At 34.8% G+C, this 24,696-nt stretch carries 22 protein-coding genes; 7 read left to right on the forward strand and 15 right to left on the reverse strand.

Going from position 1 to position 24,696, the window contains the following annotated elements; genetic code table 11:
- Nucleotides 1-278: 278 nt before the first annotated feature.
- From AAC069_RS09850 to AAC069_RS09860, 3 genes are all read left to right on the forward strand, one after another.
- Nucleotides 279-896 (forward strand): PASTA domain-containing protein, encoded by a 618-nt coding sequence (locus AAC069_RS09850; protein ID WP_339920299.1) that lies wholly within the window; start codon nt 279-281, stop codon nt 894-896.
- Nucleotides 886-1,926, forward strand: coding sequence for an RluA family pseudouridine synthase (locus AAC069_RS09855; RefSeq protein WP_339920300.1), 1,041 nt, complete (start codon nt 886-888; stop codon nt 1,924-1,926). Before AAC069_RS09850 ends, AAC069_RS09855 begins: the two co-directional genes overlap by 11 nt.
- A 224-nt stretch (nt 1,927-2,150) precedes the next feature.
- Nucleotides 2,151-6,188, forward strand: coding sequence for a PAS domain S-box protein (locus AAC069_RS09860; protein ID WP_339920301.1), 4,038 nt, complete (start codon nt 2,151-2,153; stop codon nt 6,186-6,188).
- A gap of 250 nt (nt 6,189-6,438) precedes the next feature.
- Here AAC069_RS09860 and AAC069_RS09865 read toward each other — a convergent pair whose 3' ends face one another.
- The 5 genes from AAC069_RS09865 to AAC069_RS09885 form a co-directional block, all read right to left on the reverse strand.
- Nucleotides 6,439-6,699: a hypothetical protein gene (locus AAC069_RS09865; RefSeq protein WP_091087359.1), complete on the reverse strand. Its 261-nt coding sequence runs from the start codon at nt 6,697-6,699 to the stop codon at nt 6,439-6,441.
- A 106-nt stretch (nt 6,700-6,805) separates the two neighbouring features.
- Complete coding sequence (locus AAC069_RS09870) at nt 6,806-7,417, reverse strand: alpha-ketoglutarate-dependent dioxygenase AlkB (protein ID WP_339920302.1); 612 nt, start codon at nt 7,415-7,417, stop codon at nt 6,806-6,808.
- On the reverse strand, nt 7,393-7,641 hold the full coding sequence (locus AAC069_RS09875) for an Ada metal-binding domain-containing protein (protein ID WP_339920303.1): 249 nt from the start codon (nt 7,639-7,641) through the stop codon (nt 7,393-7,395). Before AAC069_RS09875 ends, AAC069_RS09870 begins: the two co-directional genes overlap by 25 nt.
- Nucleotides 7,642-7,757: 116 nt before the next feature.
- Complete coding sequence (locus AAC069_RS09880; RefSeq protein ID WP_339920304.1) at nt 7,758-8,267, reverse strand: GNAT family N-acetyltransferase; 510 nt, start codon at nt 8,265-8,267, stop codon at nt 7,758-7,760.
- Between the two features lie 3 nt (nt 8,268-8,270).
- Complete coding sequence (locus AAC069_RS09885) at nt 8,271-9,116, reverse strand: methylated-DNA--[protein]-cysteine S-methyltransferase (protein WP_339920305.1); 846 nt, start codon at nt 9,114-9,116, stop codon at nt 8,271-8,273.
- 225 nt (nt 9,117-9,341) lie between these two features.
- Here AAC069_RS09885 and AAC069_RS09890 point away from each other — a divergent pair, with 225 nt between their 5' ends.
- Nucleotides 9,342-11,831 (forward strand): zinc-dependent metalloprotease, encoded by a 2,490-nt coding sequence (locus AAC069_RS09890; protein WP_339920306.1) that lies wholly within the window; start codon nt 9,342-9,344, stop codon nt 11,829-11,831.
- A 47-nt stretch (nt 11,832-11,878) separates the two neighbouring features.
- Here AAC069_RS09890 and AAC069_RS09895 read toward each other — a convergent pair whose 3' ends face one another.
- The 4 genes from AAC069_RS09895 to AAC069_RS09910 all read right to left on the reverse strand — a co-directional run bounded on the left by AAC069_RS09895 (nt 11,879) and on the right by AAC069_RS09910 (nt 16,416).
- Nucleotides 11,879-12,742, reverse strand: coding sequence for a hypothetical protein (locus tag AAC069_RS09895; RefSeq protein WP_339920307.1), 864 nt, complete (start codon nt 12,740-12,742; stop codon nt 11,879-11,881).
- Nucleotides 12,743-13,046: 304 nt separating this feature from the next.
- Complete coding sequence (locus AAC069_RS09900) at nt 13,047-14,399, reverse strand: TIGR00341 family protein (RefSeq protein WP_339920308.1); 1,353 nt, start codon at nt 14,397-14,399, stop codon at nt 13,047-13,049.
- Nucleotides 14,380-15,570: a Na+/H+ antiporter NhaA gene (gene nhaA, locus AAC069_RS09905; RefSeq protein ID WP_339920309.1), complete on the reverse strand. Its 1,191-nt coding sequence runs from the start codon at nt 15,568-15,570 to the stop codon at nt 14,380-14,382. The genes AAC069_RS09900 and nhaA overlap by 20 nt, the downstream gene beginning before the upstream one ends.
- Before the next feature lie 321 nt (nt 15,571-15,891).
- Complete coding sequence (locus AAC069_RS09910; protein WP_339920310.1) at nt 15,892-16,416, reverse strand: N-acetyltransferase; 525 nt, start codon at nt 16,414-16,416, stop codon at nt 15,892-15,894.
- A gap of 179 nt (nt 16,417-16,595) precedes the next feature.
- On the opposite strand from AAC069_RS09910, the gene yaaA reads away from it, so the two are divergent.
- Nucleotides 16,596-17,354: a peroxide stress protein YaaA gene (gene yaaA, locus AAC069_RS09915; RefSeq protein ID WP_339920311.1), complete on the forward strand. Its 759-nt coding sequence runs from the start codon at nt 16,596-16,598 to the stop codon at nt 17,352-17,354.
- Between the two features lie 57 nt (nt 17,355-17,411).
- Here yaaA and AAC069_RS09920 read toward each other — a convergent pair whose 3' ends face one another.
- The 4 genes from AAC069_RS09920 to AAC069_RS09935 are packed head-to-tail and all read right to left on the reverse strand — an operon-like array spanning nt 17,412 to nt 22,039.
- Nucleotides 17,412-18,998, reverse strand: a complete 1,587-nt coding sequence (locus AAC069_RS09920; RefSeq protein ID WP_339920312.1) for an MDR family MFS transporter — start codon at nt 18,996-18,998, stop codon at nt 17,412-17,414.
- A 1-nt stretch (nt 18,999) separates the two neighbouring features.
- On the reverse strand, nt 19,000-20,079 hold the full coding sequence (locus tag AAC069_RS09925) for an HlyD family secretion protein (RefSeq protein WP_339920313.1): 1,080 nt from the start codon (nt 20,077-20,079) through the stop codon (nt 19,000-19,002).
- A 12-nt stretch (nt 20,080-20,091) separates the two neighbouring features.
- Nucleotides 20,092-21,417: a TolC family protein gene (locus AAC069_RS09930; protein WP_339920314.1), complete on the reverse strand. Its 1,326-nt coding sequence runs from the start codon at nt 21,415-21,417 to the stop codon at nt 20,092-20,094.
- Nucleotides 21,407-22,039 (reverse strand): TetR family transcriptional regulator, encoded by a 633-nt coding sequence (locus AAC069_RS09935; protein ID WP_339920315.1) that lies wholly within the window; start codon nt 22,037-22,039, stop codon nt 21,407-21,409. The genes AAC069_RS09930 and AAC069_RS09935 overlap by 11 nt, the downstream gene beginning before the upstream one ends.
- Nucleotides 22,040-22,263: 224 nt before the next feature.
- Here AAC069_RS09935 and AAC069_RS09940 point away from each other — a divergent pair, with 224 nt between their 5' ends.
- Both AAC069_RS09940 and AAC069_RS09945 read left to right on the forward strand, forming a co-directional pair.
- Nucleotides 22,264-22,668 carry a hypothetical protein gene (locus AAC069_RS09940; protein WP_339920316.1) on the forward strand — a complete coding sequence of 135 codons (405 nt, stop codon included), beginning with the start codon at nt 22,264-22,266 and terminating at the stop codon, nt 22,666-22,668.
- Between the two features lie 182 nt (nt 22,669-22,850).
- Nucleotides 22,851-23,402, forward strand: coding sequence for a DUF4494 domain-containing protein (locus AAC069_RS09945; protein ID WP_339920317.1), 552 nt, complete (start codon nt 22,851-22,853; stop codon nt 23,400-23,402).
- Between the two features lie 111 nt (nt 23,403-23,513).
- Here the strand turns inward: AAC069_RS09945 and trpA are convergent, their stop codons facing one another.
- Both trpA and AAC069_RS09955 read right to left on the reverse strand, forming a co-directional pair.
- Nucleotides 23,514-24,275: a tryptophan synthase subunit alpha gene (gene trpA, locus AAC069_RS09950; protein ID WP_339920318.1), complete on the reverse strand. Its 762-nt coding sequence runs from the start codon at nt 24,273-24,275 to the stop codon at nt 23,514-23,516.
- 53 nt (nt 24,276-24,328) lie between these two features.
- Entirely contained in the window at nt 24,329-24,649 is a 321-nt protein-coding gene (locus AAC069_RS09955) for a gamma-glutamylcyclotransferase family protein (protein WP_091087285.1), read from the reverse strand.
- Between the last annotated feature and the right edge of the window lie 47 nt (nt 24,650-24,696).

Consider the following 24,696-nt stretch of genomic DNA (forward strand, 5'->3'; position numbering starts at 1 on the left):
CTTTTCTTGTTCTCGTTTTCTAACGAGAGCAGGAAAAGATATAGCGAATAGCGGGAAATAGCTCCTAATTAATGTCTGCTCTACACAAGTTACACTTTTCTTTGAACTAGTACCACATTAATTAAAATGCAGGGTATTAATCTCGATTTCTTAATGGTTCAAAAGTAGAAATGTTTTTTTACTTTCTCTAAAGACTAACGTTAAATAGTATTAAACAAAATTATCATTTTTTTTGAAACGAATAAGGTATATCTTTGCCGTATTATAAAAATAAATTTATGAGTTTACGTAAATATCTTACTAGCCGTGTGTTTCTTGTTCAAGTATTTCTAGCCGTTTTGATAATTGCCGTACTGGGATTTCTCTTTATGCACTGGTTGACTTTTACTACAGATCACGGAAATGAAATTACAGTTCCTAATTTGAGTAAATTAACAGAGGAGCAAGTCGAGGAAAAACTGGATGAGTTAGATCTTGATTATGTATTGCTGGATAGCGTAAATTATAAAAGCGATTACCCTAAGTTTTCTGTGGTACAGCAGGATCCTTTACCTGGTGCTAAAGTAAAAGTAGGAAGAAAAGTCTATATTAAAATTAATAGCTCTGGATTTTCATCAGTGAAAATTCCGGATTTAGTCAATAAAACCTATCGTGAAGCGGTTCCTACTTTAAAAGCATTGGGACTGGAAGAAGGAACAATTACCTATGTGCCAAATCTTGGAAAAGACATGGTTCTGGAAATGCGTTTCCAAGGAAGAAACATAAAACCGGGGGACAAAGTCTTGAAGTCTTCTAAAATCGATTTGGTTTTAGGTGACGGGAAAGCGAGTTATGAAGAAGATTTAGGAACGGATGAGAATGCAAATCCAACAGAAGAATTACCAAATGAACAATAATGTAGAGTCAGTTGACTTAGAAGAAGAATTATACGAACACTTTAAATTTGAAGTTCCTAAAGGGCAAGCGCCTTTGCGAATTGACAAATACTTGATGAGTTTGATTCAAAATGCAACCCGAAACAAAATTCAAATTGCAGCTACGGAAGGGAATATTTTTGTAAACGACGCCACAGTAAAGTCGAATTACAAAGTAAAAGCTTTTGATGTAGTACGTGTGATGCTAACGCATCCGCCTTATGAAAATCATATTGTACCAGAAAATATTCCACTGGATATTGTTTTTGAAGATGACAGCTTGTTGTTGATTAACAAAAAGCCAGGAATGGTTGTTCATCCTGGGCACGGAAATTATACTGGAACTTTAGTACATGCCTTGGCTTATCATTTTGATAATTTGCCAATGAACAGTAGCGAAAGACCTGGACTAGTACACCGAATTGATAAAGACACTTCAGGATTATTAGTTATCGCTAAAACAGAAGCTGCAATGTCACATTTGGCCAAACAATTTGAAGCTAAAACATCCGAAAGGGAGTATGTGGCTCTTGTATGGGGGAATGTAGTTGCCGATGAAGGAACAATTGAGGGTAATGTAGCTCGTCACGTAAAAGACCGTATGCAAATGGCTGTTTTTGCTGACCCTGAAATAGGGAAGCCAGCAGTTACACATTACAAGGTGTTGGAGCGTTTTGGTTATGTGACATTGATTTCATGCCAACTGGAAACAGGGAGAACACATCAAATTCGTGTTCATTTAAAGCACATTGGTCATACTTTATTTAATGACGAGCGTTATGGCGGTCATTTGATTTTGAAAGGAACAACGTTCACGAAATACAAACAGTTTATAGACAATTGTTTTAAAATATTACCGAGACAGGCTTTGCATGCCAAAACGCTTGGCTTTGTTCATCCTACAACTGGTGAGATGATGCGTTTTGATACTGAACTGCCTCAGGATTTCCAGGACTGTATTGAGAAATGGAGAGGATATTCTAAAACTAATTTATCCGAAGAAGGAGAGTAATAATCTCACTCTACAATAAAACTGTCTGAGATACTGACATAAATGAAAATCCCTCTTGATTTTAATCGAGAGGGATTTCTTATTTTTTTTCTTTTGTTATGGGAATCAGTAAAATAGTTGGCTGAGGCAGGAGTTTAAATCCTGGCTGCCAGTTGCTTATTGTTAAAGGTATTGTATATTTACAGATTAGAAATAGCGTTTAATAATAGCAATTGTTAAAGAGCATGAAAGAAGATAAGCCAACTTACGAAGCCTTACTCAAAAAAATAGAAGATCAAGAAATTGAAAATCGACGACTTCTTGAAAATGAGGGGTTCAGAAACGGTTTTGAATTTTATTTTAAAGAATCAGCGGATTTAGTATGTTTCGCCGGGACTGATGGATATTATAAAAAGGTAAATCCTGCATTTATAAATACTCTAGGCTATACTAAAGAAGAGATTTTAAGTTCTCCAATAACCTCATTTATACATCCCGAAGATTTAGAGAAATCTATTACAGAGCTTGCAGTTTTGTCAAATGGTGTTACCTCAATAAATTTTGAGAATAGAATAATTAAAAAAAATGGAGAAGCTGTATTAATCCAATGGACTACTACTGTCGATGAATCAAAAGAGTTTATATATATCATTGGTAGAGATAATACCGATCTGGAAAATTCAAAAGACTTACTCAATAAGACATTTGATCGTATAACTGATGCATTTATAGCGCTTGATACTAACTTGTGTTATACTTATATGAATAAAAAAGCTGGAGAAACTTTTAAAGTAAATTCGGCTGAAATGATTGGTGAAAGCCATAGAAAGATATGCCCAGAAGAGACAAATCTCCCTTTTTATAAGGCATGTCTTGATGCTATGGACAACCAAAAGTATTTGTACTTTGAAAATTATTATGAGGCTGATGAATTATGGTTTGAAAACCATATTTATCCATCATCTGATGGGTTGTCTGTATTTTTTAGGGATGTAACGGATGAAAAAAAATCAGAGATAAAATTACAACAAAGCGAAAAACGTTTTCACGCTCTAGTAGAAAACAATGAAGCTATTATCTCATTGATTGATAGAGATAAAAGGAGTTTGTTTAGAAGTTCTTCCTCTTCTAAGTTAACTGGATGGACCGATGAAGAATTTGACGAAATCCCCGAAAACGAATTTTTTCACCCAGATGAGTTAGCATATATTCAAGAGTTAAAACAAAAGACATTTACTAGTCCAGGAGTTTTAATACCGGCTTTATTTCGAGTGAAACATAAAGAAGGGCATTATATTTGGCTAGAGGGCACTTTAAACAACATGTTTGAAGATAAGGACCTTAATGGTATAGTTGCAAACCTAAGGGATGTGACAGAAAGAATTGAAGCAAATCGAAAAGTCATTAAAACAAATCGTCTTTATTTATTTATCAGCCAAATCAACCAAATGCTTGTTCGTACCACTGACGAACAAACTCTTTTCATGGAGGTCTGTGACATAGCTGTAAACATTGGTGGTTTTAAAATGGCATGGGTTGGAATTATTGATGAAGTTAATAAAAAAGTTGTTCCCGTGATGGTTGCAGGAGAAGACCAGGGGTATTTGTCAATAATTACTTCTATCCCAATTGATAGTGGACCGGAGAGTAAAGGCCCCGTTGGGACTGCTGTTAGAGAAGAAAAGTATATTGTTTGTAACGACATTCAAAATGCGTCTTTTATGGATCCATGGAAAGATCCAGCTTCTAAAAGGGGGTACGCTTCGTTAGTTTCGGTTCCTATAATAAAATTTGGAAAAGTAATTGGCGTTGTTTCCTTTTATTCTAAAGAGAAAAACTTTTTTGATGAGGAAGAGGTTGCATTATTGGAAGAGGCAACCAGCGATGTCGCTTTTGCACTTGAGAATTTTGAAAAAGAAGAGATAAGGAAGAAAGCAGAAGACGCAATCTATGAAAGTGAGAAGAAGTATCAAACCCTTACGGAAGTATCTCCTGTAGGGATATATAGAACAGATGTGTTTGGAAATACTACTTTTGTGAATTCACGTTGGTGTAAAATTTCCGGGTTGACTTATGATGAATGTATAGGTTTAGGTTGGCAAAATGGGATTCATCCTGAGGATCGAGAGTCAATAATAAAAGAGTTTGATCAGGCATTAGAAGATCAGGCAAAAGTTAATTTGTCTGAATATCGTTTTCTTCGTCCAGACGGTAGCACTTCATGGGTAATCGACCAAGCTATACCGGAGCGAAATGTTACTAATGAGATTGTGGGATATATTGGTACCGTAACAGATATTACTGAAAGGAAACTTGCCGAAGAAGAGATTAGAAAGATCAACAAAAAAATCGAGGCGGTCATTGATGCCATTCCTGATTTAATGTTCGAAGTTGATATTGAGGGTAGAATTTACAACTATCATGCTAGAACGGATGATTTATTAGCCGCCCCAGCAGAAATGTTTTTAGGAAAAAAAATTGTAGAAATATTGCCTCGGGAAGCGGCCAATATTTGTCTGGCAGCAATACAAGAAGCCGCAAGAAAAGGATTTTCTTCGGGTACTCACTATAAATTAGATTTACCGCAAGGTCAGTTGTGGTTTGAACTTTCTATAGCGCCAATGGAACGATCTGAGGAGCATGATCTTCATTATATATGCCTTTCACGTGACGTTACAGCCGTTAAGCTTGCTGATGAGATCGTTCATAAAAGTGAAGAAAGGTATCGTGGACTTTTAAATAATCTCGATGCCGCAATTATCGTTTTTGCAAAAGATGGGTCAATAATTGCCCATAATCCAAAATCCAATCAAATATTTAATTTACAAGAAGAAAAATTAATAAGTAAAAAAGATATCTATTCAAACGGCGAATTTTACAGTGAAGAAGGTGATTTAGTAGGAGAAATAAATTCTCCATTTATGAGGATACGTTCTCATCAACAACCTATTAAAAATTTAACGTTAGGATTTAAAAATTTAACAGCAAATAAATTATTTTGGATTTTAGTAAATGGATACCCCATTTTTGATAAAAAGGGGAATGTTATTGAGATTGTTATTAGTTATATTGATATCACCGAAAGGAAATCGATGGAAATCGAAATCATTAATAGTAAGAAACAAGCCGAAGCAGCAAACAAAGCTAAGTCAGATTTTCTGGCAAATATGAGCCACGAAATTAGGACTCCTTTAAATGGTATAATTGGTTTTACTCATTTGCTGTTGCAATCAAATCTGGATAAGAATCAATCGGAGTATATGACTACCATTAACGAGTCTGCATTTTCATTAATGCAGATTATTAATGATGTTTTGGATTTTTCTAAAATTGAATCTGGAAAATTAGAATTGAATACTGAAGAACTTGATTTGTATAAATTGACGAACCAAGTTATTGATTTATTTATATACCAGGCAGATCTAAAAAAAATAGAATTACTACTTAATGTAGATAAAAATGTACCGCAATTTATCATAGTAGATTCTGTCAGATTAAAACAAGTGCTAGTAAATCTAATAGGCAACGCCTTGAAGTTTACAGATTTTGGGCAAATACGATTGGATATTAGTGAAGTAGCTGTTGCAGATGAAAATTGGTCAACCTTGAGGTTTTCAGTTAAAGATAGCGGTATTGGGATCAAGGACGAGAACAAGGAAAAGATATTTCATTCTTTTGTTCAAGAAGATACTTCTACGAATCGAAAATTTGGAGGAACTGGTTTAGGCTTGGCAATTTCAGATCAGCTATTGACTTTAATGGACAGTAAGTTGCAATTGATGAGTATTTATGGAAAAGGAAGCGATTTTTTCTTTGAAATTAAAGTCCAAAAAACAGAACTTAAAGAAAACGTAGAGCCTGAAATCGCTATTGCAAATGATAACGAAATTGTTGTTCCGGAGTTTCTCAGTAATTTAAAAATTTTAATAGTTGAGGACAATAAAATTAATATGCTTTTGGCAAAAACACTAGTGAAAAAATTAATGCAAAATTGTACGATTTTTGAAGCAGAAGGTGGAAATGAGGCAGTAGCAATTTGTAAAAAAGAAAAGTTGGATGTCATTTTGATGGATATTCAAATGCCTAATAAAAATGGTTACGAAGCAGCCCTAGAAATAAGAGGATTAGAGGGAGGAAGTAAAATTCCAATTATAGCAATCACAGCAGGAATAATGCCTGAAGACAAACAGAAATGTTTTGAATCTGGAATGAATGATTATTTGTCGAAGCCAATTGTTGTTTCTGATTTAAAGGACATGTTAATTAAGTGGCTGAAAAAATAAAGAAGTAATTAGATAAATGTCAAAAGACAAAAAATCAAACATGGTGTTTTTTGTCATTTGACATAAATCTATAAAATAGCTGCGCTCGCCTTACTCTATTTATAAGGTTGAATTTAACTATTCTAGTGTTAGATGTTATTACATTTAATGGTACTGTAAATAGTATCTAAGAGCTTGAACAACATTCTAACGACTCCAGTTTGAATGCTGAAAATGGATTTTTCGACAGTATTATTTTATGCTAAAAAGCTTATTTAGTTTGTTGCAATTCAACTTTTTTATTGTCAACGAACAGTCTACAACTTACGGAGAAAAAACCCGAGAGATTGGTTTTGATATTTAGTTCTGCTCCATTTTTGGTCTTTAATTTTCCGGTCATTTGACTTGGAGTTATAAAGTTTAATTGCTCATCCTGCAATTCATTATTTATAAATAGTTTTTCGCCAGTAAACCAGCCATTTGTTACTTTTATTTCAGAACCTTCATAGGTTGCAATCCATTCACTTTTCATAGTTTTTTTGTTTGTTGAGGTTGTAGTAAAGACACAAATTTAAATAGTAATTTACAATACCCACTTTTAGTGATATTGTCTATTTATTCTTACAACATGTAGTTGCTTATTTCAACTCAATTGTTCGAAAAGTAAGGTTCACTCTAGGAGTAGTGACGCGAGTAGTAGGAGGTAAGCGGTGCAACCAATGAGTCTGAGTCTCGTCTTTCATTAGCAGTAAGCTTCCGTGGGCTAAAATTTTTGATATCGTTTCCTTGCTGTCTTTGTGTTTGAAGGCAAATTTTCTTTCGGCTCCAAAGCTTACTGAAGCAATGGCTCCGTTTTTCTTTAAATCTTTCTCACCATCACTGTGCCAAGACATACCCTCGTTGCCGTTGTGGTATAAATTGAGCAGGCAGGAATTGTAGGTTTCGCCCGTTTTTTCTTCAACGAGGTTTTTTAATTTTAGTAACTCCGGAGTCCAGATTAAAGCTTGCTTGGTGGTATTGGAATAGGTATAGTTGAAATTTGTGTCGCCGTACCACGCCACTTTTCTTTTGGTAATAATAAGTTTACCAAAGATGATGGCTTGGTCGTTTTTCCAGGCAATGATTTCCAGTAAATTTTGTAGATAAAAGTTGGCTTCCTGCAACGGCATAATATGGCCATAATAGAGTACGGTTCCGTCTTTGGGGAGCAAGTTTTGGTTTTCGTCTAGTTCGGTGCTGAATAAATCCATTGTTTGTATGCTGTTTTCATGCAATGACCACAAGGTCGGAAATTGTTTTGAATTGCTTCTGCCTCAGAGGTGAAAAATACTCGATTTTCTTTTTTCATTCGCTTGCCTGATTTGCAGTGCAGGGTTCCATAAATTTTGAGTTTACTGTTTCCTGCGAAGAGAATCTCCTGGTGTTTGATTTTGGATTTTAGTGAGGCGGCTGTTATTTGTTTATGTGCTATCATTGTTTTTGTTTTGCGTGAGGGGTTGCAGTGGAAATCCTCTCTTGTCTCGTTTGTAAAACGAGACAAGAGAGATTGAAACAAAAGACCCGACCCGCAGGGGCACGCCCAACTTATGCTTACAATTTGATTTCAAACAAACAACAACCTTTGGTCGTTTGATAGTGTGCAGGCAATCCCGCTGTGGATTGTAAATCGAATATCCCTAGAAAATTAAAGCCGGCATTGGTATAATGTTCAATAAGTTTGATATTATTGCCCAAGGTGTCTAAACGAACAAAACCTTTCTCGATACTTTGTGCATATTCTTTTGCCCATTCCACTAGAATTCCAACAAAATTATGGCCTCTAAAGTCAGGGTTTGTTGCAATGCGATGAATGTATATTGCGGCATCCTGATCTCGTTCTTCCCAGATTTCGGGATCATTGAAAGTTACGGCCCATACACAAGCAATTTGGCCGTCGATAAGGAGTTTCCATTGACGGTTTTCGGCTAGTTCTGTTTCGACAAGTTGGCGGTCAAAGTCAGGCCAAACTACGACATTTTTTGTTTTTTGGTATGCCGATGCGATGGCGTACAATTTGAATATTTCATCGATATCCGTAGCAATGGAGTTTTCTATTTTCATAGTTTAAAGTTTGGTTTTTTGTGCGGATTCCCATCCAATAATTGCTGTTTTTCGGGTTGTTCCCCACATGTAGCCACCCAGAGCGCCTGTCGCTTGGATAACACGATGGCAGGGAATTAGAAAAGCTACGGGGTTTTTACCTATTGCGGTACCTACAGCTCTTGAGGCATTGGGTTTTTCTATTTGTTGTGCAATAGCTCCGTAGGTTGCTAACTGTCCCATTGGAATTCTAAGCAACGTTTCCCACACTTTAAGCTGAAAGCCAGTGCCTTTTAAATGTAGTTTAATTTGGGGCAGTTGAGCCCCTTTTTGATTAAAAATAAGAAGTGCGGCCTGTTGCAGTGAATCGGTTATTTGTAGAAATTGGGCATTGGGGTAGTGGTATTTCATCTCTAGGAAAGCGGTTTCCTCGTTAGTATAAAAGGCCATATGGCAGATTCCTTTTTTGGTAGAAGCCACAATGATATCCCCAAACGGACTTTCGGAAAAGCTGTAATTAATAATCAGGTTTTTGGCGCCATTTTTATATTCGGCAGGAGTCATTCCTTCGATGTTGACAAATAGATCATGCAATCTGCTGGTGCCGGAAAGTCCCGTTTCATGCGCTGTTGCAAAAAGTGTGGTTTGACTCTCTTTTAATAATTGTTTAGCGTGTGCTACACTAATGTATTGTAGAAATTTTTTCGGACTTGTTCCAGCCCATTCCGTAAAAAGGCGTTGAAAATGAAAGGGGCTAAGACTCACTTTGGCAGCGACTATATCAAGATCGGGTTGATCCTTGAAATTTTGCGCGATGTAGGCTATTGCTGCGGCAATGCGGTTGTAATTAATAGTTTGCTGTGGATTCATTGCATTTCATTTTATAAAGCAAATATCGTAAGTATTTTGTCTTTATAAAATCCGAAACTTGCTCTATTGTGTTTTTGAATAAAATATAATCTGTAATATATATTTTGGCTACGATAAACTTATTCATGTACAATTGTTAATTCTAAGTTAAATACAGTTATAAAAACGATTAAAGAAAGGGTTACAATTATTTTTGATGCTGATTAATCATTAAACAACCATTAAATGAAGAAAATATTCATTTTGACTACTTTGGCTGCTTTTATTTTTGCGCCAAGTCTAACATTCGCCCAAAAACAGTGGCACAAGGATGAGAAAAAGAATAAAAAGACTGAAGTAGCGCCAGCAGTTACTCCACCAGAAAAAAAGCCAGAGGCAACAATTAAACCCTACGATAAGGTAATTACTAAAGGTGCCATCTCAGATGATGGTCTGTTTACAGTTCATAAGGTAGATAAAAAATATTATTTTGAAATCCCCAATAAATTATTGAACAAGGATATGCTTTTGGTCAGCAGACTATCAAAGCTGCCTTCTAATTTGGGAGGAGGATATGTTAATGCGGGTTCGGAAACAAACGAGCAGTTGGTTATTTGGCAACGTTTTCAAGATAAAATTTTAATCAAATTAAAGTCTTACACTGCGGTGGCCAATGATAGTTTGCCAATCAGTATCTCTGTGAAGAATAACAATTACGAGCCTACTTTGTATGCCTTTGATATTGCGGCTTTTAGCAAAGATTCAGCCAATACGGTAATCGATGTAACTAAGTTTTACGGAAGTGATGTTAAGGCTATTAGTGGATTATCGGCCAATATGAGAGAGGCTTATAAAGTTAAAGGCATGGATGACTCGCGTAGTTTTATCACGGCGATGAAAAGTTTTCCAATGAATATAGAGGTGATTCAGGATTTTACTTATAATGCGGGCAAACCACCAGTACTTGAAGATACGGAAACGATTAGTATCCAGATGAACCAATCGATGATTTTGCTTCCTGAAAAAATGATGCAGCCTCGTCTTGCTGATCCAAGGGTAGGTTGGTTTACCATGAGTCAATATGATTATGGAAGTGAGGAATTGAAATCTGATAGTAAAACCTACATTCGCAGATGGAGATTAGAGCCAAAAGATCCTGTGGCTTACGCCAATGGGGAACTTGTTGAGCCAATTAAACCTATCGTATATTATATTGATCCGGCGACACCAGAGAAACTACGTAAATACATTAAACAAGGTATTGAAGAATGGCAAAAACCATTTGAAACAGCAGGTTTCAAGAATGCCATTATTGCAAAAGACCCGCCAACAAAGGAAGAAGATCCTGATTTTAGTCCGGAGGATATGCGTTATTCTGTAATACGTTATGTAGCAAGTACGACACGTAATGCAGTTGGTCCTAGTGTTTCTGATCCTAGAACAGGAGAAATAATCGAGAGTGATGTAATCTGGTACCACAACCACCTACGTTCGTACCGAAACCGCTATTTATTAGAAACAGGTGCCGCTAATCCTTCTGCAAGAACACTAAATACTAGTGAAGAGGAAATGGGAGAGATGATGCGTTTTGTAATTGCTCATGAAGTGGGACATGCTTTAGGTTTTCCACACAATATGGGAGCGAGTTGCGCTTATGATACCGAGAGTTATAGAAATGCAGCTTTTACACAAAAAAACGGAATAGCAGCGAGTTTAATGGATTATGCTCGTTTCAATTATATAGCGCAACCAGGAGACAAAGGAGTACGTTTTATCAGACAAATGGGACCTTACGACCATTATGCAGTAAATTGGGGGTACAGAGTAATTCCAAATTCAGTTTCTCCAGAATCTGAAGTACCTACATTAGATAAATGGATTCTTGAAAAAGCTGGAGACCCAATGTATAAGTTTGGTAAACAAAGCAGTAGTTTTGATCCTACTTCTCAAACAGAAGATATCGGGAATAGTTCGATGAAAGCCAGTAGCTACGGACTTAAAAACTTGAAATTTGTTGCGGAACATTTGTCAGAATGGACTAGTGATGTGACTAATAGTTATGAGGATTTAGATGAATTGTATAAAGAAATGTTAGACGCATGGAGTAGGTATGTAGGCCATGTTGTGACCAATGTGGGTGGTGTTTATGAAGATACTAAGAAGCCTAATCAAAAAGGAGTAATTTATACGGTTGTTTCTAAATTACAACAGCAAGAAGCCATGCAATGGTTGCAAACCAATGCTTTTTCTTCGCCAACTTGGCTGGTTAATGTAAAGACTTTAAGAAATACAGATTATTCTGGTTATACAGAGCGTTTTAGAAACTTACAGGCTAGACATTTGAATAATGTGTTGAGTTTTGATCGTATTGGTCGATTAATGGATGCCGAAATTTTGGGGACGGCTAATTATACTGCTTTAGATTTACTACGTGATATGCGAAAAGGAATTTGGAAAGAAGCCAATACCGCCACAACAGTGTCTATTTATCGTAGAAACTTACAACGGGCCTATATTGAAAGAATGGAATATCTTATGAAAGAAGAAATTAAACCTAGCCGTTCCGGAGATTATTACAATGTATCACAATCTGATGTACGCGCTTTGGTAAGAGGTGAGTTAGTAACCTTAAAGTCGGTATTAGGAACAGCAAAGAATAGTGCTGTAAATACAGAAACTAAATACCATTATGCAGATTGTATTGAGCGAATCGCTTTGATATTAGATCCTAAATAAAGGTAAGTATTAAGTAAAAAAAGGTCCGCTCATGAGCGGACCTTTTTTTATATGGCGTTAACTGGATAGGTTTCAGGGCTCTTTGTACGTATCGATTCTGTCACTGGACTTACTACTTTATATTCTTTGGTTGGAAATTCAAAAGTGTAACTTTTACCTGTGAGGTATATTAATCCGTGGACTATTGATTCAGGCAGAAAACTGAGTTTATCCAAAAAGTAATCATAGGTTTTATTACAATAATTGGTAATCAGAAAAGGGAATGAGTTAGGGATAAGATAAATATCCTCGATATATTGTTTATCTACAGTAACTTTTTTGTTGAATTCAAAATAATGAATTTCTTTGTTTTCTTTTTTTAATTGTATTAAATCGAAAACAGATAAAGGTATTTTGGAATTGGTATGGTAAAAAAATATGGATTTTGACACATCAATTATAACCCACTTTTTAAATTCTTTAGAGTATACCTCGTTAAAGGAATGTCCGCCAAGGATACTGTGGTTGTCTGTTATTATTTTCAACCCCCATTCTTTTACTTTTAAATCGTTGATGACACAGAAATTATTATAGACCTGTGACATGTCACTACAAACGCCTCCTTCGCCTCTTATCATTTTCCGAAGCGCTTTGTTAGAGGATTTTCCAAGTCCTGGTCCTCCTTTGATATGGTTTCTGAGCCATTTTGCTATTTTTTTGGCTTTTTCAATATCACTTAAATCGGCTTCTGGTTTTGCCAAAATCATGTTGTTCAGCTGAAAATAGATAGGAGGAATATCATACTTAGGATTGATAGCATTGTAGCAAAAATTCTCAATACGATCCAACGACGATTTCCGAGAAACCATTTTGAATCTTATTTTAAACAAAAGAGAATGTCTCCTAAAATACCAAAGTAAGGGTTTACTCATAATTTATTTTATTTGAGAATTACACATTCTAAATATAGGGCATTAAATAGCTAAAGCAAAGAACTAATCGTTGAGTATCAGATATACACGATGAACAGCTTGTGTTGTAGTAAATTTATTAACTACGATGTTTGGTTAACAGCTATAAATATCAAAACAAGAAACTCCCAATCTTCAAGTGCTTAGATTGGGAGTTTCTTGCTTATTTACGCATAGAAAAGGACGTTGAATAGCCGTGTTTTTATACAAGTGGACTAAGAGTAAGGGAGACTAAATACCAATTTTAATTAGTATTTAAATAATGTTATTTTTTCACGACTCCTTTTGGTTCTATTTTATTGACCGCTTTGATAGGTTGTCTGTATACTTCGACATCATCTTTAACTAAGCGTTTTTGTAACCACTTAGACAATTTTTCTACGGAGTTTTCAGGAAGGCCTTTTGTACTTTTATATATCAATACAGGTACTGTTTTGGTACTGTCAGTACTTTCATTGAAGGTATGATTAGACATTGAAATATTATCTACCTCAGGAAACAAAATTTTTATTTCAGCTAATAAGGCTTTGTTATCATACTTATTTGCGACAAGTTGTTTTTTTAGACTTAAAATTGAAACATCTTTTTTACTTAGCTGTGATTTGTTAAAGCTAATTTCGTTAAGAATATCGCTTTTAAGATCTGTTGTGTCCTGTATTACAGATAGGACGGTATTGTTTATATCATAGGCTTTAAGCCTTAGATTTAGTTTCTTAATTTCATCTGCACTATATCTTTTTGAAAGAAACCCGAGCTCCAGTTTTTTTGGGTTTTGATTGAATTTAGTTTTCTTATACAAAATGGCAATTCCTTTGTTTGAAAACTCATTGTCTGTAAAAAGATCAATCTGGTGTTGGTATTTTTTTTCTTCAATTAAGATGTAGGCAAAATAGATACTAGGTAGGATTAACACTGTGATCAAGCCTGAAATAATATATTTCACCTGTTTTTGGGCTTTCTCGTCTAGTTGTTTTTTGGTAGGATACTTTAAATATTTTACGATGAAAAAAGTAGAAATACAAATGAACACGCAGTTGATAGAATACAAATACATGGCTCCAAAAAAGAATTTAAAACTCCCTAATGCTAAGCCATATCCTGCGGTACAAAGTGGCGGCATAAGCGCCGTTGCTATGGCAACACCGGGTATTGGATTTCCTTTTTCTACTCTTGTAATGGCTATTGCACCAACCAAACCACCAAAAAAGGCAATAAGAATATCGTAGATATTAGGTGAAGTTCGAGATAGTAATTCAGGCTGCGCTTCTTTAAACGGGCTGACATAAAAATAGAGGGTAGAAACAACGAGGCCAACAAGAGTGGCTATCAGTAAATTTTTTAACGATTTTTTCAGTAAATTGAAATCATAAACACCCAACCCAAAACCAGCTCCTATAATCGGACCCATTAATGGAGATATTAACATCGCGCCTATTATAACTGCGGTGGAATTTACGTTTAATCCTATAGATGCAACTACTATAGCACAAGCTAAAATCCATAAATTAGAACCCCTGAAGGAAATATTGGACTTTACGAAATCCAATACTTTCTTCTTTTCTTCCTCTCCTTTGCTTAAATTGATGTAAGCAAAAAGACTATTTACTATTGTTTTCATCAATGCCTTCTTTTAAAGTTTTTTTCAAAAAGATAAAGCCTACTAATCCTGCTATTAACGACGAAAGTAGAATGATAAATTTTGCGTTGCTAATTATAGTTTGGTCATCAAAAGCGAGTAAAGTTATGAAGATCGACATTGTAAACCCAATACCTCCCAAAAATCCAACTCCAATGATTGTTCTCCAATTCAAATCAGAGGGGAGTTTACAAATTCCTAAAGAAACAGCCGCAAGTGAAAAGACAAAAATACCTAATGGCTTCCCTACGATTAACCCTAAAGCGATTCCTATACTGTAATGCTGAGCAATAGTTTCTCCAATATTTGAACTGATAACAATTGCTGTATTGGCTAGTGCGAAGAGCGGGAGTATAAAAAAACCAACTGGTTTATGGAGAAAATGCTGTAAAATAGATGAGGTAGATTCTTTATCTCCATTTCCAAACGGAATAACAAAAGCTAATAGTACTCCGGTAACAGTAGCGTGAATACCTGAATGAAGCATGAACCACCACATTATTACCCCACCAATAAGGTAAGGAATCAGGTTTTTAACTTTCATACGGTTAAGTACAAACAACACTAACATTGTACCTAAAGCATAAAACAGGTTAGACCAAAGAATAGTTTTAGTATAAAATATGGCAATAACCATAATAGCTCCTAAATCATCTATTACCGCTAATGCTGTTAAGAATATTTTTAAAGAAAGTGGCACTCGATTCCCTAATAAAGACAGAATTCCCAATGCAAAAGCAATATCAGTTGCCATAGGCACACCTGCTCCAGCTTGCGCAATAGTTCCGTAGTTGAGCATTAAGTACAGTCCCGCAGGAACTAGCATTCCTCCTAAGGCTGCAAATATGGGTAATAGAGCATCTTTTATGTTTGATAACTCACCTTTGTAGATTTCTCTTTCTAATTCTAAACCAATTAATAAAAAGAATATGGTCATTAAGCCATCATTAATCCAGTATTCCAGACTTTCTCCTCCCAGTTTCATATGCCAGGTGTTGATGTATTGTGCCCCAAATATTGAATTTGCCATAAACAAAGAAAATATGGTGCACGCTATAAGGATAAGACCTGTTGATTTTTCGCTTTCAAAAAATTCATTAAATAAATCTGAATTGTAAATGCGCTTTATTGTTTTTTTCATTTTTGTCTTCATGTATTCTTTTTACCCTAAAACCGGAAGAATTCCCGTTTTGTTACTAATTTAAACGACTAATTCGTAGATTCACAAAAATAGCTAAATAGTTACGAATCTCCTCCTAGAAATTGATAATATTATCAGAGGTTACTGTATTAAAAATTGTAAAACAGGAATTTAAATTCTGTTTTTTTGATAATCCGATACTAATAGAAAGGGGTTGATATACGATTTAGTTGATAGGTTTCTTAAAATGAAACTAACAACGTGGTTGTTTATGATTACTTTAATACTGAAAGTGAATGCGGGTTCAATATGATGAAAGATGTTTGTTAAGAGTTATTTTTTTATTTGATGCTTTAATAATAGGTCGGTTTGTATGTCATCGCCTAATGTAAAAACATGTTTGTCAAATGCGACAAATCCATTTTTAGTATAAAATCCAAGCGCTCGGTAATTCTCTTCCCAAACTCCCAACCAAATATATTCAACTTGAGTTTGCTGAGCTATTTCCCATACGTGATCAAGAAATAACTGTCCCACTTTTTTACCGTGGTATTCCTGTACAACATAAATACGATGAATCTCCATTGCATTCTCGTTCATTAACTCAGTTTGTGCTTTACCAAAATTGATCTTTAAATAGCCAATAATTTTAGCGTCTAATAGGGCTAAGTAAAAGGAAGATTCTGGATTAGTCAATTCCTCTGTTATTTGTCCTGTATTAAAGCTTTGTGCGATGTAATTTGAAAGGTTTTCAGGAGTATTTACCGATGCAAATGTTTCGGTGAAGGTTTGCTTGCCAATAATTTGCAGCGATTCTAAATCGGATAGAGTCGCTTTTTTAATTTCAATTTTGCTCATGATAAAAAAATAGAAGGTCGTGTCATAAAATTCAGAATCAAAAATAGCATAATTAAAATTTGCAGCAATTTTTATTTTCTATTTCGTCATTAAACAAATCGATTTGTATATGTGTGTTTATTGTTTTTCAATTAGTACTTTTGATTTTATATTAAAAAGAACCTGAAATAGGATTATTTATGAAAATTGTTATATCGCCAGCCAAATCTTTAAACTTCGAAAAGGAACTACCTACTTCACAATATACGGAACCTGCTTTTCTAAAAGAATCAAGACAAATCCAGAAAGTGTTGAAGCAACAATCCCCAAAAGATCTATCTGCATTAATGGATATTTCAGATAAATTAGCGGACTTGAACTGGCAACGCAATAAAGATTGGAAAACTCCTTTTACGCCTGAGAACGCACGTCCTGCCGTCTATGCTTTTGATGGCGACGTTTATACTGGTTTAGACGGTTATTCGATTCCAATAGAAAAAATAGAAAATTTACAAGATAGTTTACGCATACTTTCGGGTTTATATGGAGTACTGAAACCATTGGATTTAATTCAGGCGTACCGATTAGAAATGGGGACAAAGCTGCCCATTGGAGAAGATAAGAACTTATATGAATTTTGGAAAACTAAAGTAACAAAATCGTTAAATAAAGAATTAGAAAAAGGGGAGCTGTTTGTCAATTTGGCAAGTATTGAATATTTTTCGGCGGTAGATAGTAAAGCATTGAAAGTTCCGGTAATCACTCCAGACTTTAAGGATTATAAAGATGGAAAGCTTAAAATAATTAGTTTTTTTGCTAAGAAAGCAAGGGGGATGATGGTGAGGTATATTATAGATACGGAAGCAAAAACAATAGAAGATTTAAAAGGCTTCAATTACGATGGCTATCAATTTGATGCTAATCTTTCAAAAGGAGATCATTTAGTATTTACTAGATAGTACTTTTAAAATAATCCATAAAAAAACTCCGACTTAAATCGGAGTTTTTTTATGGGTTTAATGCATTGCATCGGCTGGATTGATTTTGTTTTTTCCTTTTTTGATGAAGAATATAATTGGAATACAACAGAGAAACATAATACCCAGATACATGAAAATATCCATATACGATAAAACAGTGCTTTGCTTTAAAACGGAATAATCAATTGCCTGATAGGCTTTTTTCATAGATTCATTTGCAGTGAAGCCTTTTGACATAAAACCCTTTTGCAACAGCAGCAATCGTTGTTGTACTTCAAACTTACTGCTATCTAAATGCGCAATTAAATTGACGCGGTGTTCCTGACTGAATCGTGTGATAAAAGTAGTAATTATGGCAATACCAAAAGAACCTCCCAATTGTCTCATCATACCGGTAAATGCAGCTCCTTCACCAATGTTTTTACCGGATAAAGTAGATAGCGATAAAGTAGTAATTGGGACGAAAAGTAATCCTAGGCCAACTCCTCTTAGAATTAATGCCCAATACATATGTTCTTCCCCCGTATCTGGTGTCATGCTATTGTGCATCATTAAGGTAAATAGAAAGAAAACTAAGAACCCAATACCAATCATGTAGCCTTGAGGAACTCCTTTTTGTATCAATTTACCAATAATAGGCATCATAAAAGCTGTAGTTATAGAACCAGGAATCAACAATAAGCCAGCATCAGTAGCAGTCCATCCTAAAATGGATTGTGTATATATTGGAATTATCAATGTGGAACCATATAAACCAAAACCTAGTATGAAAGCCATAAGAGTACCAATTCTCAAGTTCCCGTCTTTTAGAACGCTTAAATTTACAATTGGATACTTATAGGTTAACTCCCTCCAGATAAACAGTATTAATCCAAATAATGAAACGACACTTAATAAAACAATTAAGTTGTTGTTAAACCAGTCATCTTGTTGTCCATGTTCCAGTACGAATTGTAGTGAACCAATGAAAGATGCCAAAAGAATGATTCCAATCCAATCGACTTGATTCGATTTCAGTTTTTCTCCATATTTTGGGCTTCTTACAAAACTTAAAGTCAAAAGGGTAGCTATAATACCTAAAGGAATATTGATGTAAAAAATGTAAGGCCATGAAAAATGATCCACAAGATATCCACCTAATGGCGGACCTAGTGTAGGACCTACAATTACACCCATTCCATAAATAGCTTGCGCCATTCCTCTTTTTGCAATAGGGTAACTCTCGGTGATAATCGTTTGTGCAGTTACCAATAAGGCACCACCTCCAAGACCTTGAATAAATCGGAAGGCCACTAATTCCCATATATTGGTAGCGTTACCACATAAAAAGGAAGCAACGGTAAAAATAATGATCGAAACAGCAAAGTAATTTCTTCTTCCAAATTGTTGTGAAAGCCAACTGGTCATAGGAATTACAATCACATTTGCAATCGCATAGGCAGTAATAACCCAGGCAACATCAGTTAATGTTGCGCCAAGGCTTCCTCTCATGTTTGTTAGTGCAACATTGACAATAGTGGTATCTACAATTTCTAGCAAAGCACAAAGTACTGCCGTTATTGTAATGATAACCCGTCTAAAGCCGTATTCGACTAAATCGTCGTCTCCTTGTCCTATTACCATTTTATTTTATATGTACGTCTACATCCACATTCATTCCCGGACGTAATAATTTTATTTTCTCAATATCGTTGTTTGCATCAATGCTAATTTTTACTGGTAAACGTTGAATCGTTTTTACAAAATTACCAGTGGCATTATCTGGAGGCAAAATAGAAAAACGCGCTCCAGTTGCAGGAGAAAAGGAAGTAACCGTTCCATTAAAATCATAATCAGGATACGCATCTACTTTGATAGTCACTTTTTGTCCAGTCACCATTTTATTTAATTGCGTTTCTTTAAAATTAGCTACAACCCATGCTTCATTGTTGTTGATAATATAAAAAAGAGACTGTCCTGGTTGAACTAATTGTCCTGGTTGAATGTCAATTTTAGAAACCTGCCCGTCAATTGCAGCAGTGATCGCCGTATAACTTAAATTTAAAATTGCAGAGTCAAGTAATGCTTTCGCTCTTTTAATATTGGCTGAAGCCACATCTGTTTGTTTGTCCGTTGCTTTTGATTTTGCCACAACAACTGATTTTTGAAAAGCAGTTGCTTTTTCTTGCTGTTGCAAAATGCGTACTTGATTTTCAGCTTCTAATTTAGCTGCTAATGCCTGCTCGTATTGTTGTTTTGTAATCGTATGGCTTTTATATAAATTGTTATATCTGTTGTAATCACTGTTGACACGATCCAATCTGATTTTAGCGCTTTCAATGTTTCCACCCGCTGATTTTACATTAGCTTCTGATACAGAAATACTGGCCAAAATACTACCGATGTCGGCTTTTGTAACTTCTAAATTTCCTTCGGCTGCAGCCAAATTTGCTGTTGCTTCGTCAATTTTTAATTGGTAATCTTTCTTGTCAATCGTAAACAAAGTATCTCCCTTTTTTACAAAATCGTTGTCTTTTATAAACACCTTACTTACATATCCCGATACTCTTGGAATAATTGGGTTCATGTTTTTCTCAATCTGCGCATCATCAGTTCCTTCGTGAGAAAGGGAATGAACATACTTATAGGTTCCATAAATAACACCTAGTAGTACTAATGAAGTGATTATAATGATAAACTTGGTATTGGTTTTTTTCTTAGTCATTTTAGGTGTCGATTATATTTTTGAAAGATTGAAAGTTTGGTTTAATTGCCCACTTACAGAAAGCAACTCATAGTATTTTTGGATCACATTAGCTCGAGCTAGTGTTTTATTGATATTGGAACCCAGTTGTTCCACATCAGCCTCAAGAAGATCATTGGTATCAGATAAACCGTTATCGTATTTGTCTTTTATAATTCTGTAGTTCTCTGATGCTTGTTCCACTGCCTGATTGTAAACTAAATCTTGTTTTAAAGCTAGATCATAATCTTCAATGGCTTTCTGTACTTGTATTTTAATATAGTCAGTAAGCATCATTTCTGAATTTTGTATTTCAAGTGCTTTGCTTTCCGCTATTTTAACATTGGTACCGTTTTTCAGAATACCGCTTAAATCATATGAGACACCAACACCTATATTCATAGCGTTTTGTACCGTGATAACATTTTTTAAATCTAATGCCGTATACCCGCCAATGATTGAAATAGAAGGATAATAACCGCTTTTGGCCATTTGAACATTAGCTAAACTTGCTTTTTCTTGTAGTCGAATGGATTCTAAATCTTTACGGTTTCCCAATGCTAGTTCGTCATTCGTTGGAATATTCGTCATTAGGAAGTCGGCAAAATCACTTTCTTTGATTTCTAATTTTGTCTTGGCGTCCATTTTTAGCAGACTCACAAGCTCAAAATTCACCGTGTTTAATTCACTGATGGCTCTGTCTAATGAAAGCTGTACTTTTGAAACCTGAAGTTGTGATTTTAATAAATCGTTTCTTGGAATAATTCCGTTTTTTTCTAATTCAAGAAAATCACTAACACGTTGTTTTGCACTTTTTTGATTTTCTTTTAAAAGTTCAACCGTTTTTTGTGCTTTGTACAAACTTGCATAGTAATTAACGACCATCATCGCCACTTCTTCTTTGGTTTGCATGGCAGCGGCCGTTTCAGCCTGATACATATTATCGTAGGCTTTAATGGTATTTTGAATTTTAAAACCTGAAAATACGGGAAGACTAGCACTTACCTGTCCTATCATTAATTGATCTACGACAGGAAGCGGTTGCGCGTCGCTACTTTTATTTATTTTGAAATCAATGGATGCCTGCGTTAAGCGCTGGTATTGACCTGATATTTTCAAATCAGGATACTGACTGTTTTTAACCGACTGTAATTCGTGTTTTTTGGTACTTACTTTAGTGTTTGCCAAAGAAACTTCATTGCTTTTGGCCCAAGCCAAATGAATGGCTTCACCGAGCGTTAAACTCGTTTTTTCTTGCGCTTCTATTGACGAAATTCCGATAAAGAATATCCCAAAGAGCATGAGTTGACTAACTTTCATATATCAGAAGTGCTTTTATGGTTTGTTGAATGTGTTTTGTCAGATTGACATTTATATAATTATTGTATACGTCTTCAGTATTTATATTTAATAAATCCATGAAATACTCTTTATTCATATGGAAATGAAAAAAAGTACCCAGAATAGTAGGGGTTATCAGCGGAATTGAAATGTCTTTTCTAAATACGCCTTTATCCTGACCTTCGGTGATGATGGCTTCAAGCGATTTTAAATTGCTTTTTCGCAAGTCGTAAAAGGATTTAATATTTAGTTCCTTTTTTTTGGTGGCCATCTCAAAATGAAGAATTCTAAAAATCCCTTTATTGGAATTAATCCTATTGATGTAAATGGCAATCAGCTTGTTGATCTTGGCAATGGGTTCTAGATCTTCAACCAACAAATTTTCTATTTGAATCTTTAAATCTTTGGTTCTATAGAATATCAGCGATTCCAGCAAACGTTCTTTCGAACCAAAATAATAAGAAACCATGGCGATATTAATCTTGGCTTCTTTTGCGATATTTCGAATGGAAGTTCCATCAAATCCTTTTTCGGCAAATAAGGTTTCTGCCACCAAGAGAATTTGAATTTGTTTTTCGTTAAAATCGGGATTACTAGACATAGTTGTTTATTACAATACGAAATTAAACAACTGTTTAAATTAAACAGCTGTTTAATTTTTATTTAACATAATATTAACAAAAACAAAAAAGGTTTTGTAAAGATGATAAGTGATTTTGTTTAGTTCTGGAATTTTAAATCGTGTAAGAAAAGAATTACGATGTTTCTATTTTGTCTTTGGTTTTTTAATACATTAGCGGTAATTATTAGCAATAAAAATTCATTATGGAAAAGACTAAATTTAACAATACTACTTATTATTGGGCTGTAATGACGATTTTTATTTTGCTCTTGGCGAATAATTTATTTGTAGCAATCGTAGGTTTTAGGGTAATGGTTTTACTACCCGTAGTAATTTTGTCTACTTTGCTTTTTCTAACCATTACCAAGAATAAATTGGCGAAAAGTGGAATTAAAATTTGGGCCATGATTTTTTTAATTATTGCATCAGGATTACAATTTTTCGGACAATTTCTTAAAGATATCGCTGACGGATTTGGTAATATCGATTTTGGGTACTACATGAAAACTAGCCTCTCAGTGTGTTTAGGAATACTAATTTATATCTATGCAAATAAAACAATTGATATTGTAGCTGTTGATATTAATGAAGAAGAAACAATTCACTAAAATTTAAAATTGTACTTAAACATCCATCTTAACGAAGGTTGAGCGGGGTTATATATTTGTACAGTTAAAATTCTGATAATAAATGTGATACATTCTCTATCGAAAATTGTGAATATCTATTTTATGAATACCCTATTTTTTTTTCTTTAAAATCTATCTTTGACATCCTAAAAAATAAAGAGATGAGCACAACTTGGTACGAATGCAAAGTAAAATATAGAAAAACAGATGAAACTGGCGGACAAAAGATTACGACTGAACCTTATTTGGTAGATGCTTTATCGTATACTGAAGCCGAAAGTAGAATCAATGAAGAGATGGCGGCTTACATCAGTGAAGAGTTTAAAATCACGAACATAAAAGTAGCTAATTATGCAGAGATTCATCCTTTTGAAAATTGTGATCGTTGGTTTAAATCAAAAATTTCTTTATTGGCTTATGACGAAGAAAGTGGTAAAGAACGTAAAACCAATATGTATTTTTTAGTACAGGCAAACGATGTAAAAGAAGCTTTTGATAATACAATGGGTATCATGCAAAGCACTATGGGTGAGTATAGCATTCCAGCTGTTTCAGAATCTCCTATTATGGATGTGTTTCCTTATTTCTCTGGTGAGGAAGAAGATTTGGAAAAAATAGAAAAGTTTAATGCACTGAAGGCGTCTAGACCTGAAGTTGTAGCAGACGCTGAGGATACTATGGAATTTGCTGTAGAAGAAGAAGCGGCTTCCTAAGAGTTTTGTTTTTTTTTAAAATACCGCAAATTCGCAATTTATGAAGTCCAGTAAGGTCTTTAAAATTGCGAATTTGCGGTTTATATAGTAGTTGGTAGTAGTTGAATCTGTTTATCGAATCGCTCTTACAAAATCTGCAATTTTAGCTGTTCCGTTTTCGGTTAGGTGCTGGATAAAAGCACTCCCTATAATGGCGCCTTTTGCAAATTGTGTCGCTTGGTTAAACGTTTCTTTGTTGTTGATTCCAAACCCGATTACTTGAGGGTTTTTTAGGTTCATGTCGGCAATTCGTTTGAAATAAGCTTCTTGTGTACTTCCAAAACCAGATTGTGATCCAGTTACACTTGCGGAGCTTACCATATAAATAAAACCGTTTGAAACGCTGTCGATAAAAGCGATGCGTTCGTCAGAAGTTTGTGGTGTAATCAATAACACGTTGATTAGGCCGTATTTTTCAAAAATGGCTTTGTATTCATCAGCATAAACGTCAACTGGAAGATCAGGAATGATTAATCCATCGATACCGATTTCAGCACATTTCTTGCAGAAATTCTCTACTCCGTATTGCAACATTGGGTTAAAATAGCCCATGATTATCAACGGAATCGATACTGATTTGCGAATGTCTTTTAGTTGTTCAAATAATTTTTGGGTAGTCATTCCGTTATGCAACGCCTGGGTAGAGCTAGCTTGTATGGTTGGACCATCGGCTAATGGATCAGAAAACGGCAATCCGATTTCAATCATGTCTACACCATTTTTTTCTAAATCCTGAATGATTTGTACAGTGTCGTTTAGGTTAGGATATCCAGCAGAAAAATAGATGGAAAGGATCTTTTTGTCTGCCTGTAATTGTTGATTTATTCTGTTCATTTTTGTTGTTTTATCAGATCTTGAATCTGTTTTGCAGCCTGTTTTTTAATCGTTTATACTTTGGCGCTGTAAGCCCATACCATTTGTTTGGATTGCAATGGCACTTCAATTCTGGTATAAGAGTTTCCTTCGTAAGTATCAGAAAGGGAGAGTTCTTCTAACGTTAGTTCATACACTATGCCATGAATTGAGTCTTCATTATCTTCGGTAGGGACGATAATTGGATACGTTTCTATTCCGAATTCTTCTTCAATTTGTATTTCTTTTACTGCATATCCTGATAATTTTTCTGGAACCCCTTTTAGGATCCGTCCAAAAACTGTTTTTTGTACTTCTTCTTCTCTTAGGGAACCGTAGGCAAATAAATTTTCCATTTTTTTCTATTTATAATTTATTTTTAAATCTGATCTTCTTGTGTGGA

Origin of the sequence: uncultured Flavobacterium sp. (assembly GCF_963974175.1) — a bacterium.
Lineage (GTDB): Bacteria > Bacteroidota > Bacteroidia > Flavobacteriales > Flavobacteriaceae > Flavobacterium.